This window comes from Microbulbifer maximicatervae (SeqCode), assembly GCF_052468095.1.
The window spans coordinates 4,667,012-4,685,348 of the sequence record NZ_CP174332.1 but is presented as its reverse complement, the minus strand read 5'-3'; the positions used below and the strand labels follow the sequence as shown (position 1 = coordinate 4,685,348).

The window sequence follows — 18,337 nt, the reverse complement described above, 5'->3', positions numbered from 1 at the left end:
ATACTTAAAAGTAGCAAGGTTCCTCTTCGCAAGGTGCTGGTATGAAAGCCAAAAACAAAAAGCTTGAGTTAAGAAAATTAGCAAGTGCCATTAAGGTGTCAAGTTTTGCCTATGCCGGCCTGTTTGCAGGGCTGATTAGTCCCATGGTTCATGCTGGACCTGAAGGCGGAGTGGTAACCGGCGGTAGCGGCACTATTGATGTCGACGGGGCTACAACCACAGTCGACCAGGTAACAGACCTGTTATCAATCGACTGGGATTCTTTTAATTTAAGTGAAGAAGAGCTGGTCCAATTCCTACAGCCAGACTCGTCTTCTATCGTGCTTAACCGAATCCTGGACCAGGATGTCACCACCATCCAAGGTGCGATAGAAGCCAATGGCCACGTTATCCTGGTGAACCCGCGAGGAGTTCTTTTTACTGAGACAGCCACGGTTAATGTCGGCGCCATAACAGCTTCTGGACTCGATATGAGTCCAGAAGACTTTATGAATGGTGATTTTGCCTTTAAGGGTGAGTCGGGTTCTTCTGGTGTTGTTGTTAACCGAGGTGTGATTAATGCATCCAGCGCGGTTCTGGTAGGTAAGCAGGTTACAAATGCCTCTACCGGCTTGATCAGCGCTGAACTTGTCAGCCTGGCGGCAGCCGATGAAGCTTTATTAACTTTTGATGCCGATGGAATGATCGGCGTCAAGGTCACTAAAGAGGTTATGGAAAATGACCTCGGCCTAGATAGTGCTGTATTAAATGAAGGGGCCATCGAAGGCGCTCAGGTTTTAATGGAAGCCAGCGTTTCCGGTGACCTGTTTACTGCCGCAGTAAACAATGAAGGCACTGTAACCGCACGTGGTATTGATACCAGCGGGGGCAAAATCCGCCTGTTTGGCTCGGGCTCCGGAGTTGTGAATAGCGGAACTCTGGATGCATCCGACAGTGTTGGTGGTGAGGTTGTCCTGGAGGGCGATTTTGCCGAGCACAGCGGAGGTATTTCAGTAGCAGCTGACTCTGGCAGTGGCGGTTACGTTGCTGTTTTGGGTGATGAAGTTGTTGTCAGCGGGAATATTGATGCCCGCGGCACTTCCTCCGGTGGCGAAGTCCTTATTGGCGGTGACTACCGGGGGAGTAACGAGGATATTCGCAATGCCGAAACCACCACGGTTACGGCGGAGGCCACTATTGATGCCAGTGGTATTGGCGATGCTGATGGCGGCACCGTTATTGTTTGGGCCGATGACACCACCAATTTTGGAGGAACGATTTTCGCTGAGTCGGGGGAAGACGGCGGTGATGGGGGGTTGGTAGAAACTTCCGGCAAGATTTACCTGAATCTGGATGAAGACAACTTGTTTGTCTCCACTCTGAACCACAGGGATGGGGAGGCAGGCCTTTGGCTGTTGGATCCGGGTTGGATGGATATATTGGATGACTGTACTGGTTTATCCAACTGTATTACATCCGGAACAATCGAAACTGCGCTAGAGAGTGGTGATTTTGCAGTTCATGTAGAAGATACAGGAGATACGAGGGATGATGGCTACGGTATCTTCATTAACGAAAGTATTAGCTGGAGCGAGGATAGAACACTCACGCTAACTTCTTATAGTGATGTGACAGTCAGTTCGGATGTCACTATTGAGGCCACTGGTAGTAGTAGTGGCCTCAATAGTAGTAACTTGGTTATTAAGGCCGGCGGAGCGTTTACTAATTCAGGCTCAATTAATGTTTATGACTTTAATTTAACGGTAGGTTATGACTCTGTGTCTTCTACCGGGTCTGATGCAACAGCAAATACCCTGGGTGACCTTACCGTAAGAAATTCCGGCACTATTACAGGCAGCAGTGATGCAGACTCTTTTTTATTTTCAGATGATGATGATGCAATAAGCATTACTGGAGATAACAGTTTTACGCTCGGTACTCTTTCCTTCTCGGGTATTGAAGAGGTAGACCTGGGAGGTGGAAACAATAGTATTGCCGCAGTCAGCACAACGATTTTAAATGGAATCGATAACGAAGCTGAAACCAGTTCAATTGACTTTAGTAATATCAGTAGCGTTACAGGCGGTAGTCTGGAGGGCTCTGATAATGCAGATACGTTTGAGGTGATTAGTGGCACCAGTGTAACAGCCAACGGCATTAGCTTTAGCAGCCTCACCGGTGATATTGATGCGAAAGATGGTACAGATACTGTCACCGGGGCTGATGGTCAGGATTGGACACTTACCGGAAATGATTACGAAGCTGAAAATAGTGGCATTACTTTTAGTAATGTAGATGTACTCACAGCGGTTAATGCGAATCTGGTTGGTACGACCGGTGATGATTCTTTCGAGTTGTTGTCCGATGCAGATGTCCTAGTTAACAAAATAACCTTCTCCGGCATGTCAGCGGTGGATGGCAATGGCAGTGATATTGGCAGTGGGGGTACAGGCGACCATCTAAATGCCAGTGCCTATAGCGATGGTTTGGCCCTTACTGGAACAGATAAACAAGTTACCGCTGAATCTGGCGCCCTGACTTTTAATAATATTGATACTGCAGAAAGTACAGAGGTAACTGGTAGTACCGGTGATGATATCTTGACTGTAACTGGCACCGAGGCTGTCACTAGTTACGATATCGATTTTACAGGTGTAAGCATAATTAAAGATGCCGGTGGAAGTGATAGTGTTACTGGTGAGAGCGATGCAAATTGGGAATTAACCACCAACACCAGTGAAGTTATAAGTAGCGGTATTACTTTTACTGATATAGAAAAGATTTATGTAAATGTATCTGGAAATAATGGCAATGTTGACTTAGAAGGCACCGATAATGCAGAAAGCTATGTCTTAAATTCTGACGGTGATATTGAAGTTAATAACCTAACTTTCTCAGGTATGACCAGAGTAGTTGGCAATCCGGATGATGCTGTCAATGGTGCTGATAACCTGGATGCTAGTGATTATACAAATGGTCTGACACTTACTAATGTAAGCGGGAGAGTCAAAGCCGACTCACTGATTTTCCTGGATATCGCTACTGCGAAAGCCGCTACATTAACCGGGCGCAGTAACACAGATACCTTCACAATTACCGGCACGAAAGCTCTAGATCACGCTGAGTCGGGTATCAGTTTTAGTGAGGTGGACACAGTAATCGCAGACTCCGGTGATGATACTGTATCCGTTATTGATAGTGTGACTCTAACCGGTACTGATTACGAAGCAACTTCTTCTGATATTAATTTCAGTGAAATAGAGATTATCAATTATGCCAGCGATGACGGTGGTAGCTTTAGCCTTGTAGGCTCAGCGACTGATGACACTTTTGTGGTCTCTGATACTGGTCTTACCGCCAATGCAATCAGTGTTACAGGATTTAACAGCACTATTGATGCCGGAGGTAGCGATGATAAGGATAGTGTTACTGGAGCCAATGGTGAGAACTGGACCTTAACCGGTAACAACAACGAAGCTGAAAATTACGGCATTACTTTTAGCAATGTAGAAGAGCTTACAGCCGTTAATGCGAACCTGGTTGGTACGTCCAGTGATGATTCTTTTGAGTTGTTGTTCGATGCGGATGTCAAAGTCTATGAGATGACTTTCTCCGGAATGTCTGCTGTTAAAGGCAGTGGCGGCACTGACAGCCTGGATGCCAGCGCTTACGGCGATGGCCTGGCCCTGACAGGAATCGATAATCAGGTGACCGCTGAATCTGGCAACCTGACCTTCGATGATATTGCCAGCGCAGTAACCTCCACTTTAGCTGGTACCAGCAGTGCGGATAGCTTTACCGTTAATGGTGATAACGGAGTTACCAGTTATGAGATTGCTTTCACCGGTGTTAGTACGGTCGATGCAGGTAACGGTGAAGATAGCGTTACCGGTGCCAGCGGCGCAGATTGGACCCTGACCGGAACTAACGAAGAAGCGACCAGTAGCGGTATTACTTTTAGTGCGGCCGAAGAGATCACCGTAGTTAGTGGCGACTTGGTTGGGACAACCGGTGTCGATGACTTCGTACTGCACGCCGATGCAGATGTTGAAGTCTATGACATGATCATTTCCGGGATGTCTGCAGTCGATGGCAATGGCGGAGTTGACAGCTTGGATGCCAGCGCCTACGGCGATGGCCTGGCCCTGACAGGTACTAACAACCAAGTGACGGCTGAATCCGGTACTTTGACGTTTGACGGTATTGTGAGCGCGGTAACCTCCGCGCTGACCGGTAGTAGCGGTGCGGATAGCTTTGTTGTGAATGGTGACAATGCTGTAACCAGCTATGACATCGCCTTTACCAGTGTGAGCACTGTCGACGGTGACGGCGATAGTGACAGTGTTACCGGTGCCGATGGCGAAGACTGGACCCTGACCGGCACAGATTACCAAGCCACCGCCAGCGGTATGACCTTTAGCCGTGTTGAGGCTCTGACTGCCACCAACGCCGACTTGATCGGCACAACGGGTAACGATGCTTTTGTGCTGCAATCTGGCGCAGACATTGCCATCTACAACATGACGATCTCTGGCATGTCAGCGGTAGAAGGCAACGGTGGCACTGATAAAGTGGATGCCAGTGCTTACAGTGCTGGCCTGGCCCTGACGGGAACCGATAATCAGGTGACCGCTGAATCTGGCAATCTGACCTTTAACGATATTACCAGCGCCATAACCTCCGTTCTAACCGGCACCACCAGTGCGGATAGCTTTACCATTAATGGTGATAACGAAGTTACCAGTTATGAGATTGCCTTCACTGGTGTGAATACAGTGGATGCAGGTTCTGGCGGTGGCAGTGTTGCTGCACAGAGTGTTGTGACCTTGACCGGTACGGATAACGAAGCCACATCCAACTCAATCGCCTTCAGTAATATCGATAGCGTGACTGGCGGCAGTCTGGAAGGCTCTGATAATACAGACACCTTTGTGGTAACCAGCAGCACCAGTGTGACTGCCAACAGCATCAGCTTCAGCGGCTTTTCCGGTGATATCGACGCTAAAGGTGGTACGGATAGCGTTACTGGTGCCGATGGTGAAGATTGGGCTTTAACCGGCACTAATTACGAAGCCACGAATAATGGCATCACTTTTAGCAATGTAGAACTCCTAACCGCAGTTAATGCAAATTTGATCGGCACGACTGGTGCGGACGCCTTTGTACTGGAGTCTGACGCCGATGTTGCCATCTACAACATGACCATTTCCGGCATGTCAGCGGTTGAAGGTAATGGCGGCACTGACAGCTTGGATGCCAGAGCTTACAGCGATGGCCTGGCCTTGACAGGAACCGACAACCAGGTAACGGCTGAATCCGGCGATTTGACCTTTAACGATATTGCCAGCGCCATAACCTCCGTTCTTACCGGTACCAGCGGCGCGGATAGCTTCACGGTGAATGGTGATAACGAAGTTACCAGTTATGACATTGCCTTCACCGGTGTTAGTACGGTCGATGGCGGTAACGGCACCGACAGCGTAACGGCCCTTAGTGTTGTCACCCTCACCGGCGTAGATAACCAAGCCTCAACGAACTCAATTCTGTTTAGCAATATCGATAGTGTCAGTGGGGGCAGCCTGCAAGCTTCCTCCGGTAATGACTCGTTTGAAGTTACCGGTGCCAATGCACTGACAGCGAATGAAATCGCATTTAATAGCATCAGCAGTGTGGATGCGTTGGGTGGTGACGACAGTGTTACCGGTGCCGATGGGGAAGACTGGACCTTAACCGGCAACAATTACGAAGCCACGAACAATGGCATTACCTTTAACAATGTAGAATTCCTAACGGCGGTGAATGCAGACCTGATCGGCACGACCGGTGCTGATACCTTTATGCTGCAATCTGACGCTGGTGTTGCCATCTACAACATGACCATTTCTGGTATGTCAGCGGTAGAAGGCAACGGTGGCACTGACAAAGTGGATGCCAGTGCTTACAGTGCCGGCCTGGCCCTGACGGGAACCGATAATCAGGTGACCGCTGAATCTGGCAATCTGACCTTCAACGATATTACCAGCGCCATAACCTCCGTTCTAACCGGTACCAGTAGTGCGGATAGCTTTACCGTTGATGGTGATAACGAAGTTACCAGTTATGAGATTGCTTTCACTGGTGTGGATACAGTGGATGCAGGTTCTGGCGGTGGCAGTGTTGCTGCACAGAGTGTTGTGACCTTGACCGGCACGGATAACGAAGCCACAACCAACTCAATTGCCTTCAGTAATATCGATAGCGTGACCGGCGGCAGTCTGGAAGGCTCTGATAATACAGACACCTTTGTGGTAACCAGCAGCACCAGTGTGACTGCCAACAGCATCGGCTTCAGCGGTTTTTCCGGTGATATCGACGCTAAAGGTGGTACGGATAGCGTCACTGGTGCCGATGGTGAAGATTGGGCTTTAACCGGCACTAATTACGAAGCCACGAATAATGGCATCACTTTTAGCAATGTAGAAACCCTAGCGGCGGTCAATGCAGATCTGATCGGCACCAGTGGTAACGATGCTTTTGTGCTGCAATCTGACGCCGATGTTGCCATCTACAACATGACCATTTCCGGCATGTCAGCTGTTGAAGGTAATGGCGGCACTGACAGCCTGGATGCCAGCGCTTACAGCGATGGTTTGGCCCTAACGGGAACCGACAACCAGGTGACCGCTGAAACCGGTAACCTGACCTTCAATGATATTACCAGCGCAGTAGCCTCCACTTTAACTGGTACCAGTGGCGCGGATAGCTTCACGGTTGATGGTGATAACGAAGTTACCAGTTATGAAATTGCTTTCACCGGTATTAGTACGGTCGATGGCGGTAACGGTGCAGATAGCGTTACCGGTGCCACCGGCGCAGATTGGACCCTGACTGGAACTAGCGAAGAAGCGACCAGCAGCAGTATTACGTTTAGTGAGATCGAGGCGATCACCGTAGTGAGTGGCGACTTGGTCGGTACAACCGGTGACGATGACTTCGTACTGCAAGCCGATGCAGGTGTTGAAGTCTATGACATGACCATTTCTGGAATGTCTGCAGTCGATGGCAATGGCGGAGATGACAGCTTGGATGCCAGCGCCTACGGCGATGGCCTGGCCCTGACTGGTACTGACAACCAAGTGACGGCTGAATCCGGTACTTTGACGTTTGACGGTATTGTGAGCGCGGTAACCTCCACGCTGACCGGTAGTAGCGGTGCGGATAGCTTTGTTGTGAATGGCGACAACGCCGTAACCAGCTATGACATCGCCTTTACCAGTGTGAGTACTGTCGACGGTGACGGGGATAGTGACAGTGTTACCGGTGCCAATGGCGAAGACTGGACCCTGACCGGCACGGATTACCAAGCCACCGCCAGCGGTATGACCTTTAACCGTGTTGAGGCTCTGACTGCCACCAACGCCGACTTGATCGGCACAACGGGTAATGATGCCTTTGTACTGCAATCTGACGCAGACGTTGCCATCTACAACATGACCATCTCCGGCATGTCAGCTGTTGAAGGTAATGGCGGCACTGACAGCCTGGATGCCAGCGCTTACAGCGATGGTTTGGCCCTAACGGGAACCGACAATCAGGTGACCGCTGAAACCGGCAACCTGACCTTCAATGATATTGCCAGCGCAGTAACCTCCACTTTAACTGGTACCAGCGGCGCGGATAGCTTCACGGTGAATGGTGATAACGAAGTTACCAGTTATGACATTGCCTTCACCGGTGTTAGTACGGTCGATGGCGGTAACGGCACCGACAGCGTAACGGCCCTTAGTGTTGTCACCCTCACCGGCGTAGATAACCAAGCCTCAACGAACTCAATTCTGTTTAGCAATATCGATAGTGTCAGTGGGGGCAGCCTGCAAGCTTCCTCCGGTAATGACTCGTTTGAAGTTACCGGTGCCAATGCACTGACAGCGAATGAAATCGCATTTAGCAGTATCAGCAGCGTGGATGCGCGGGGCGGTGACGACAGCGTTACCGGTGCCGATGGGGAAGACTGGACCTTAACCGGCAACAATTACGAAGCCACGAACAATGGCATTACCTTTAACAATGTAGAATTCCTAACGGCGGTGAATGCAGACCTGATCGGCACGACCGGTGCTGATACCTTTGTGCTGCAATCTGACGCTGGTGTTGCCATCTACAACATGACCATTTCTGGTATGTCAGCGGTAGAAGGCAACGGTGGCACTGACAAAGTGGATGCCAGTGCTTACAGTGCCGGCCTGGCCCTGACGGGAACCGATAATCAGGTGACCGCTGAATCTGGCAATCTGACCTTCAACGATATTACCAGCGCCATAACCTCCGTTCTAACCGGTACCAGTAGTGCGGATAGCTTTACCGTTGATGGTGATAACGAAGTTACCAGTTATGAGATTGCCTTCACCGGTGTGAATACAGTGGATGCAGGTTCTGGCGGTGGCAGTGTTGCTGCACAGAGTGTTGTGACCTTGACCGGTACGGATAACGAAGCCACAACCAACTCAATCGCCTTCAGTAATATCGATAGCGTGACCGGCGGCAGTCTGGAAGGCTCTGATAATACAGACACCTTTGTGGTAACCAGCAGCACCAGTGTGACTGCCAACAGTATTAGCTTCAGCGGCTTTTCCGGTGATATCGACGCTAAGGGTGGTACGGATAGCGTTACTGGTGCCGATGGAGAAGACTGGACCTTAACCGGCACTAATTACGAAGCCACGAACAATGGCATCACTTTTAGTAGTGTAGAAACCCTAGCGGCGGTTAATGCAGATCTGATCGGCACCAGTGGTAACGATGCTTTTGTGCTGCAATCTGACGCCGATGTTGCCATCTACAACATGACCATTTCCGGCATGTCAGCTGTTGAAGGTAATGGCGGCACTGACAGCCTGGATGCCAGTGCTTACAGTGCTGGCCTGGCCCTGACAGGAACCGATAATCAGGTGACCGCTGAATCCGGCAATCTGACCTTCAACGATATTACCAGCGCCATAACCTCCGTTCTTACCGGTACCAGCAGTGCGGATAGCTTCACGGTGAATGGTGATAACGAAGTTACCAGTTATGACATTGCTTTCACCGGTGTTAGTACGGTTGATGGCGGTAACGGCACCGACAGCGTAACGGCTCTTAGTGTTGTCACCCTCACCGGGGTAGATAACCAAGCCTCTACGAACTCAATTCTGTTTAGCAATATCGATAACGTCAGTGGGGGCAGCCTGCAAGCTTCCTCCGGTAATGACTCGTTTGAAGTTACCGGTGCCAATGCACTGACAGCGAATGAAATCGCATTTAGCAGTATCAGCAGTGTGGATGCGCGGGGCGGTGACGACAGCGTTACCGGTGCCGATGGAGAAGACTGGACCTTAACCGGCACTAATTACGAAGCCACAAACAATGGCATCACTTTTAGCAATGTAGAATTCCTAACTGCAGTTAATGCAGATTTGATCGGCACGACCGGTGCGGACGCCTTTGTACTGGAGTCTGACGCCGATGTTGCCATCTACAACATGACCATCTCCGGCATGTCAGCGGTAGAAGGCAACGGTGGTACTGACAGCCTGGATGCCAGTGCTTACAGTGCTGGCCTGTCCCTGACAGGAACCGATAATCAGGTGACCGCAGAATCTGGCAGCCTGACCTTCAACGATATTACCAGCGCCATAACCTCCGTTCTAACCGGTACCAGCAATGCGGATAGCTTCACGGTAAATGGTGATAACGAAGTTACCAGTTATGAAATTGCTTTCACCGGTGTTAGTACGGTCGATGCAGGTAGCGGTGCAGATAGTGTTACCGGTGCCAGCGGCGCAGATTGGACCCTGACTGGAACTAGCGAAGAAGCGACCAGCAGCAGTATTACGTTTAGTGAGATCGAGGCGATCACCGTAGTGAGTGGCGACTTGGTCGGTACAACCGGTGACGATGACTTCGTACTGCAAGCCGATGCAGGTGTTGAAGTCTATGACATGACCATTTCTGGAATGTCTGCAGTCGATGGCAATGGCGGAGATGACAGCTTGGATGCCAGCGCCTACGGCGATGGCCTGGCCCTGACTGGTACTGACAACCAAGTGACGGCTGAATCCGGTACTTTGACGTTTGACGGTATTGTGAGCGCGGTAACCTCCACGCTGACCGGTAGTAGCGGTGCGGATAGCTTTGTTGTGAATGGCGACAATGCCGTAACCAGCTATGACATCGCCTTTACCAGTGTGAGCACTGTCGACGGTGACGGCGATAGTGACAGTGTTACCGGTGCCAATGGCGAAGACTGGACCCTGACCGGCACGGATTACCAAGCCACCGCCGGCGGTATGACCTTTAGCCGTGTTGAGACTCTGACTGCCACCAACGCCGACTTGATCGGCACAACGGGTAATGATGCCTTTGTGCTGCAATCTGACGCCGATGTTGCCATCTACAACATGACCGTCTCCGGTATGTCAGCGGTCGAAGGTAACGGCGGCACTGACAGCCTGGATGCCAGTGCTTACAGCGATGGTTTGGCCCTAACGGGAACCGATAATCAGGTGACCGCTGAATCCGGCAATCTGACCTTCAACGATATTACCAGCGCCATAACCTCCGTTCTTACCGGTACCAGCAGTGCGGATAGCTTCACGGTAAATGGTGATAACGAAGTTACCAGTTATGACATTGCTTTCACCGGTGTTAGTACGGTTGATGGCGGTAACGGCACCGACAGCGTAACGGCTCTTAGTGTTGTCACCCTCACCGGGGTAGATAACCAAGCCTCTACGAACTCAATTCTGTTTAGCAATATCGATAACGTCAGTGGGGGCAGCCTGCAAGCTTCCTCCGGTAATGACTCGTTTGAAGTTACCGGTGCCAATGCACTGACAGCGAATGAAATCGCATTTAGCAGTATCAGCAGTGTGGATGCGCGGGGCGGTGACGACAGCGTTACCGGTGCCGATGGAGAAGACTGGACCTTAACCGGCACTAATTACGAAGCCACAAACAATGGCATCACTTTTAGCAATGTAGAATTCCTAACTGCAGTTAATGCAGATTTGATCGGCACGACCGGTGCGGACGCCTTTGTACTGGAGTCTGACGCCGATGTTGCCATCTACAACATGACCATCTCCGGCATGTCAGCGGTAGAAGGCAACGGTGGTACTGACAGCCTGGATGCCAGTGCTTACAGTGCTGGCCTGTCCCTGACAGGAACCGATAATCAGGTGACCGCAGAATCTGGCAGCCTGACCTTCAACGATATTACCAGCGCCATAACCTCCGTTCTAACCGGTACCAGCAATGCGGATAGCTTCACGGTAAATGGTGATAACGAAGTTACCAGTTATGAAATTGCTTTCACCGGTGTTAGTACGGTCGATGCAGGTAGCGGTGCAGATAGTGTTACCGGTGCCAGCGGCGCAGATTGGACCCTGACTGGAACTAGCGAAGAAGCGACCAGCAGCAGTATTACGTTTAGTGAGATCGAGGCGATCACCGTAGTGAGTGGCGACTTGGTCGGTACAACCGGTGACGATGACTTCGTACTGCAAGCCGATGCAGGTGTTGAAGTCTATGACATGACCATTTCTGGAATGTCTGCAGTCGATGGCAATGGCGGAGATGACAGCTTGGATGCCAGCGCCTACGGCGATGGCCTGGCCCTGACTGGTACTGACAACCAAGTGACGGCTGAATCCGGTACTTTGACGTTTGACGGTATTGTGAGCGCGGTAACCTCCACGCTGACCGGTAGTAGCGGTGCGGATAGCTTTGTTGTGAATGGCGACAATGCCGTAACCAGCTATGACATCGCCTTTACCAGTGTGAGCACTGTCGACGGTGACGGCGATAGTGACAGTGTTACCGGTGCCAATGGCGAAGACTGGACCCTGACCGGCACGGATTACCAAGCCACCGCCGGCGGTATGACCTTTAGCCGTGTTGAGACTCTGACTGCCACCAACGCCGACTTGATCGGCACAACGGGTAACGATGCCTTTGTACTGCAATCTGACGCAGACGTTGCCATCTACAACATGACCGTCTCCGGCATGTCTGCTGTTGAAGGCAACGGCGGCACTGACAGCCTGGATGCCAGCGCTTACAGCGATGGCCTGGCCCTGACAGGAACCGATAATCAGGTGACCGCTGAATCTGGCAACCTGACCTTCAACGATATTACCAGCGCCATAACCTCCGTTCTTACCGGTACCAGCAGTGCGGATAGCTTCACGGTGAATGGTGATAACGCAGTTACCAGTTATGAAATTGCCTTCACCGGTGTTAGCACAGTTGATGCTGGAAATAGCACTGATAGCGTAACTGGCGCAGATAGTGCTAGCTGGACCCTGACCGGTACAGATAATGAGGCAACGAATAGCAGTATTACTTTCAATAATGTGGATGTCATTGCTGCTACCAATGCAGACCTTTTAGGTAGCACCGGTGCAGATGAATTTGTATTGCAGTCTGATGCCGATATTGAAGTCTATAGCATGACGATTTCCGGTATGTCGTCGGTACACGGTAATGGCGGTACTGACAGCCTGGACGCCAGCGCTTACAGCGATGGCCTGGCCCTAACGGGGACAGATAACCAGGTAACGGCCGAATCCGGCAGTCTGACATTTAATGATATTGCCAGCGCAATAACCTCCACTTTAACTGGTACCAGCGGTGCGGACAGCTTTACCGTCGATGGAGATAACGAAGTTACCAGTTATGATATTGCCTTCACCGGCGTTACTACGGTCGATGCGGGTAATGGCACTGACAGCGTAACGGCTATTGATGTTGTTACCCTCACCGGCATAGATAACCAAGCCTCAACCAGCTCAATTCTGTTCAGCAATATCGACAGCGCGAGTGGAGGTCGCCTTCGAGCTTCTGCCGGTGATGACTCGTTTGAAGTTACCGGTGCCAATGAGCTGACTGCGAATGAAATTGAATTTAGCAGAATCAGCAGTGTGGATGGGCGAGGTGGTGATGACAGTGTTACTGGAGCCGATGGTGAAGACTGGACCTTAACCGGCAATGATTACGAAGCCACCAACAACGGCATTACTTTTAGCAGTGTAGAAATCCTAACGGCGGTCAATGCAGACCTGGTCGGCACGAGCGGTAACGATGCCTTTGTGCTGCAATCTGACGCCGATGTTGCCATCTACAACATGACCATCTCTGGCATGTCTGCTGTTGAAGGCAACGGCGGCACTGACAGCCTGGATGCCAGTGCTTACAGTGCTGGCCTGGCCCTGACGGGAACCGATAATCAGGTGACCGCTGAATCTGGCAGCCTGACCTTCAACGATATTACCAGTGCCATAACCTCCGTTCTAACCGGTACCAGCAGTGCGGATAGCTTTACCGTTGATGGTGATAACGAAGTTACCAGTTATGAGATTGCTTTCACCGGTGTTAGTACGGTCGATGCAGGTGATGATGCAGACAGTGTTATTGGTGCTGACGGAGAAGACTGGACTCTGACTGGCGCGGATTATGAAGCGACAGGCAGCGGTATTACATTCAGTAGTGTGGAGGCTCTAACTGCTACCAATGCAGGTTTGATCGGGACGAGCGGTGCCGACGCCTTTATTCTGCAATCTGATGCCGATGTTGAAATCTACAGTATGACCATATCCGGCATGTCTTCTGTTGATGGCAATGGCGGTACTGACAGCCTGGATGCCAGCGCCTACAGCGATGGCTTGGCTCTAACAGGTACAAATAATCAAGTCTCTGTAGAGTCTGGCACCCTGACCTTTGATGGCATCAGTAGTGCTGTTACTTCAGCATTAACAGGCACCAGCAGTGCTGATAGCTTTGTAGTGAATGGAGACAATGCGCTCTCCAGCTACAGCATTGCCTTCACTGGGGTTAGCACTGTCGATGCAGCTAATGGCACAGATGACATTACCGGTGCAAGCGGTTCTGACTGGACTCTAACCGGTAATAACAATGAAGTAATTGGCAGCGGAATCACCTTTAGTGATGCAGAAACTCTTGTCACCGTAAGTGCGAATCTGGTGGGTACTACCGGTGACGATGATTTTGTTTTGCAGTCTGATGCAGATGTTGAAGTTTATGGCATGACGGTTTCCGGCATGTCTGCTGTGGAAGGCAATGGTGGTGATGACAGCTTGGATGCCAGCGCTTATAGCGATGGATTAACCCTAACGGGTACCAGCAAACAGGTTACCGCAGAGTCTGGCGCTCTTACCTTCGACGGTATTGTCAGCGCCGTTACTGCAACGCTTACTGCCACTAGTGGCTCAGATAGCTTTACGGTAGATGGCGCTAATGCCGCCACCGTTTATGACATCGCCTTTACGGGCCTGAGCACCATCGATGCGGGAGAGGGGGCAGACAGTGTTACTGGTGCAAGTGGTGCTGATTGGACTTTAACTGGCAATGATTATGAGGCCACTAACAGCAGTATTACTTTCAGCAGTGTAGAAACTATTACTGCTGTAAATGCCGACCTCGTGGGCACGGCTAATGCTGACGCCTTTGTGTTGCAGTCCGCTGGCGATATCGAAGTTTACGGTATGACCGTCTCCGGTATGTCTGCCGTGGACGGCAGCGGGGGTGATGACAGCTTGGATGCCAGTGCCTATAGCGACGGGCTAGCACTGACAGGCAGCGACGGCCAGGTAACCGCCGGCTCTCTGGTCTTCAGCGGTCTTGCGAGTGCTGTAACATCATCGCTAACCGGTACCAGTGGTGCAGATAGCTTCACGGTGGATGGCGATAATGCTGTCTCTAGCTACGATATTGCCTTTACCGGTGTAAGCACCTTAGATGCAGATGGCGGCACAGACAGTGTGACAGGCGCAGATGGTGCCGACTGGACCTTGAGCGGCACCGACAATCAGGCTGCGAGCAGTGGAATCACCTTTAGCAATGTAGACAGTCTGGCTATTGTGAATGCGGACTTGGTCGGTACGACAAGTGCAAATGCCTTCGTGTTGCAGTCCGGTGGTGATATCGAAGTTTACGATATGATTTTCTCTGGCATGTCCGCAGTTGACGGTAATGGCGGCGGGGATAGTTTAGACGCCAGCTCCTACAGTGATGGATTGATACTCACTGGTACCTCTAATCAAGTAGCGGCAGGCTCCCTGACTTTTGATGGCATTGTAAGCGCGGTAACTTCGATACTGACCGGTACGAGCGGTGCAGATAGTATTACTGTGGATGGTGACAATGCCGTCACCAGTTACGACATTGCCTTTACCGGAGTAAGCACCATTGATACCGGTACTGGTACCGACAGTGTTACCGGTGTTGATGGTGAAGATTGGACTCTAACGGGCTCGGATAACCAGGCCACTGGCAGCGGTATCACCTTTAGCAATGTGGATAGCCTCACCACCGTGAATGCAGATCTGATCGGCACTACAGGTGCTGATGACTTTGTTCTGCAACCAGATGCCGATGTTGAAGCTTATGGCATAACAGTTTCTGGCATGTCTTCGGTCGAGGGCAATGGCGGTAATGACAGCCTGGATGCCAGTGCTTACAGTGATGGCTTAGCCCTGACAGGAACAGATAACCAGGTTACCGCAGAATCTGGTGCCCTGATATTCAATAGTATCTTCAGTGCAGAGAGCTCAACGTTAACTGCAACTAGTGGTTCGGATAATTTCACCGTAGATAGCGATAACGCTACTACCATCTATGACATCGCCTTCACTGGCGTGAGCAGCATTGATGCAGCTGGTGGTACAGATACTGTGACAGGAGCTGATGGTGCCGATTGGACCCTGACCGGTAATGATTATGAGGCAACGAATAGTGGAATTACTTTTGGCAGCGTAGATACACTTATTGCTACCAATGCCGACCTGCTGGGAAGCAGCGGTGCTGATGCCTTTGCTCTGCAATCGACTGGAGACATTGACGTCTACAGTATGACGGTCTCAGGTATGTCGGCAGTCTATGGCCAGGGTGGTAATGATAGCCTGGATGCCAGCGCTTATAGTGATGGCCTGACACTCACCGGCACTGACAATCAAGTAACGGCGGGTAGCCTGACTTTTGATGGCATCGTCAGCGCTGTAACTTCGGCGTTAACAGGCACTAGTGGAGCGGATAGCTTTACTGTAGACGGGGATAATGCAGCGACCAGCTACGATATCGCCTTTACCGGATTGAGCACTATTAATGCTCTAGATGGTAATGATACTGCTACCGGTGCAGATGGTGCTGATTGGAGCCTGACGGGAGCTGACAACGAGGCTGTTAACAGCAGTATCACTTTTAGCAATATCGAGAACCTTACTGCCGTAAATGCCGATTTGGTTGCTACAACTGGCGATGACGCATTTGTGCTGCAGTCTGATGCAGATGTGGAAGTTTACGGCATGACCGTATCCGGCATGTCTGCAGTCGATGGTAATGGCGGTGACGACAGCTTGGATGCCAGTGCCTACAGCGATGGGCTTTCTTTAACTGGCGCTGATAATCAAGTAGATGCCGGCTCACTGTCTTTCTATAGCATTTCCAGTGCGGTCACTTCTATCCTGACAAACACCCATGATTCTGCTCAGTTCGAATTGCAGGGTGACCAGGCATTAGCAACGGCAGGTATCAGTTTTACTGGCCTTGAAGAAGTGAATACTTCGGGCAGTAATGACACCTTGGTGGCTACAGACAGTGACGATAACTTTACCCTCAACTCCGATGGCGATATCAGCGTTGCAGGCATCGACTTCAGTGGGCTGGAAACTGTGGATGGCGCAGGTGGTAGCGACACGGTCAGTGCAGATGGAGCTACCTGGACCTCCACCAGCTCCGGTAACTCCCTTGTTGAAGGCAGTGTGGAGGCTGAAGTTAATGGCCTGACCGTCTACTTTGATAACCTCGAACTCGTAGAGGGGGCGGGAAGTTATACTGGCCAGGATATCGATGGTGAATATGAGTTTAGTGCTCTGGATACCATGACGATTGGCGGAGTCACCTTTGCCGACCTGGATAGTGTTGCTGCGGGTTCTGGCACAGATACCGTTTATGGTGCAGATATTGATGCTGTCTGGGATATCAATGACTCTGAACACACTGTTTCCAGTGGTGGAGCATCACTCACGATTACTGGTATCGAGTCTATTACTGCCGGTTCAGGTGCTGACGAGTTTAATTTAAATGGTGGTGAGCTCGCAGGGATTGATACTGGAGCTGGCAGCGATACCGTCACCTTCTCTGGCACTGTGATTGACAGTATTTCCCTTGGTGCTGGCAATGATTTCTTGACGGTAGAAACTGATATTGGCCAGGAGGTAGAGCTTGCTGGTGGTGGCGGATCTGATGATTTCCAATACAACTTGTCCGGTGCGACCTGGGAGCTTTATAGCAGTGGCAATCAGGTAGGTAACTTCAGTTTTGCTGGTTTCGAATATCTGGACAACACCTCTGACAGTATTACCGTCCTGACCGATCTGGCATTTGATTTTGAAGATGGTGGAAGTAGATCTGAAAGCTTCAATAAAAATGGTGCCGGGCTCCAGTTCAGCGATATGCGGTTGGGCTACGATGGCGAGGGCGATATTTATGTTACCAGCAGCTCAACAGATACTATCGGTGGCAGCCTGACCGCTGATCGTGCCGAACTGGTTGTTGGTGGCGATGTAGATATTGAGACAGATGTGAGTGTCTTGGCTGTTGCCACCTCGGGTGCGGATATCAATATCAGTGTGCAGGCTGCAGGGGATCTCGTTATCGATGAGATCGATGCAGGGCGGGGCACAGTTTCCCTGGCCAGCTCCAGCTTTGGCACCCTGACTGCTGAAACTTATGGAGATACCCATATCACAGCATCCGCTGTGACCTTGGGAACGGAAACTGAGTTGTGGACCATTATTGGTGAGGCGACTAACCCTCTCCGCATGGATGTCACCAATACAGTGGATATCTATTCCGTCAGTTACTATGAGCCTGATTTTATTGGCCAGATCCCGACGGTTACCAGCACTGGTGACGAGCTGCAGTCAGTTGCCGGTGCCCAGGCATCCCAGGGCCTCAAGTCAGCAGTTCAAAATGCGGTAGAGGATTTCAGCCATGTGGACCCCGCGATCTTTAGCGCTGTGAAGCCCTACAGTAGTGGCGTCGATGCGGTGAACTCCCCTGAGATGCGTCTCAGGTCCGGGGAATTGAGCCCGGCTGTAGCTTCAGCTGCTGAGGAGGTTGAAGCTGCACCTAAGTTTGACGCTGAACTCGAACTGGGCACCAGCGATGCGCCCAGCGACATTACTGTAGATCTTGGGGAGTTTAATGGAGGTAGTGCAGGGCACTGAAGTAAACTCGCTTTGCAAAAAAGCCGGTCTTTAGGGGCCGGCTTTTTTTATGTCCGGAATTTTTTTGGCTGGGTTTTAGAAGGAAAGAGTTAAAA

The 18,337-nt window shown here is 50.9% G+C and carries 1 protein-coding gene; it reads left to right on the top strand.

Going from position 1 to position 18,337, the window contains the following annotated elements:
* Positions 1 to 41 precede the first annotated feature (41 nt).
* Positions 42 to 18,242 carry a filamentous hemagglutinin N-terminal domain-containing protein gene (locus ACJJIL_RS20785; protein WP_445360670.1) on the top strand — a complete coding sequence of 6,067 codons (18,201 nt, stop codon included), beginning with the start codon at positions 42 to 44 and terminating at the stop codon, positions 18,240 to 18,242.
* Positions 18,243 to 18,337: the final 95 nt, after the last annotated feature.